Annotated in this window: 1 protein-coding gene; it reads right to left on the bottom strand. The window is 54.0% G+C overall.

What is annotated here, in order from left to right:
* Positions 1-96: 96 nt before the first annotated feature.
* Positions 97-1,586: GTP-binding protein (locus tag AOQ29_RS06215; RefSeq protein ID WP_061993617.1), on the bottom strand; the 1,490-nt coding region annotated here is incomplete at its 5' end.

Below are 1,586 nucleotides of genomic sequence, written 5' to 3'. Positions count from 1 at the left end.
TAGTGATTTAAAACCATTCCAGTGATAATCATGACCAACCTCGTCCTCTGCTGTTAGCATTTATTTCACTGACAACAAAACGCTCAATCGACCGCTTTACTTCACCGAGAGCAAGGCATTGAAAACTTCCTGGGGTAATTCGATATCGGACTTGGCGGCTTGGCGCTTATTGGCGCTTTGCCGGCGGAGTAAGGCCTGCTTCTTGGAAACACTCTTGGCCTGGCCGGAAACGGCCGCGTTCTTCCGCAGTGGTGGAACATCGACCCGGGCCACGACCCGCCCTTCGACTTGGGCCTGGACCGGCATTGGGTACAAACGACGTGGGACCGTCATCTTTAATTCATGGACCAGCTTTTGGGTTTGGTCGGCCACCCGAGACCGGTGAGTGATGAAGGTCAAAGCGTCGACGGTCGCGTAGTTAATTTGGATTTCAACCTTGACCAAGTCGGCTTCGGCATAGCCAGCCGGCTCCGTACTAAAGGAAGCATAACCGTGGGAAATTGACTTCAGCTGGTTGAAAAAGTCGTAGGCAATTTCGGACAGCGGCAATTGGTAGACCAGGCGGACATAGTCGCCCCGGTTCCCCATGTCGACGAAGGTCCCCCGATAATCATCGGCCAACTTCATCAACTGGTTGACCGTTTCGGCCGGCGTGGTGATTTCGGCCTCGACCATCGGTTCGGCTACCGCCAATAGTTCATGGTAGTCGGGAAAATGGGTCGGGTTGTCGACCTGGCGTTCTTCGATTTCGTTCCCCTTGTGGGCCACTGAAACCTGGTAGGAAACGTTGGGTGCCGTCACAATCACGTCGACCCCGTATTCCGTCTCCAGCCGTTCTTTAATAATTTGCAAATGAAAGATGCCGAGGAAGCCGCCACGGAAGCCCGGCCCCATCGCCTCGGAATTTTCTTCTTCCAAAACTAAGGAGGTATCGTTCAAGGCTAATTTTTGCAGGGCTTCTTGGAGGGCCGGATAGTCATCAACCGGGAAGATTCCGGCATAGACAACTGGCTGACTCTTCTGGTACCCGGGCAAGGCTTGGGCCGTTCCGTTTTGCTGGGTCGTCAGGGTATCACCAACGGTCACCTGGCGGGGGTCTTTAATCCCGGTCACGACGTAGCCAACTTCACCAGCCGTCAACTCTTGGTCGGGAACCCGGTTGGGGCGGTAGACCCCGACCTCCTTAGCTAGAAAGCCTTGGTCGGCCGACATTAATTTCAGCTTGGTGCCGGATGTTAATTTACCATCGAAAATCCGGACCTGGGCAATCACGCCTAAAAAGGGATCGTATTCTGAATCAAAAACCAAAGCCTTCAGAGGTGCGGTTGGTTCGCCGGTAGGAGCTGGTAGCTTGGTGATGATGGCTTCCAGCAGTTCTGGGATACCCAGACCGGTCTTGGCGGAAATATGGTAAATATGGGCATCAGCCAAGTCTGGGTCAAGGCCGCGAAGTTGGTCTTCGCTCTTTTCGATTTCAGCACTAGCGGCATCAATTTTGTTCAGGACAGGCAGAATCGGCAGACCGAGGTCATGAGCCAACCGCCAGTTGGCAACCGTTTGGGCTTGGACGCCTTGGGTAGCATCGA

It is taken from the genome of Fructobacillus ficulneus, from assembly GCF_001047075.2.
Lineage (GTDB): Bacteria > Bacillota > Bacilli > Lactobacillales > Lactobacillaceae > Fructobacillus > Fructobacillus ficulneus.
The sequence above is the reverse complement of the archived record's forward strand: the minus strand, read 5'-3'. Positions and strand labels throughout refer to the sequence as shown.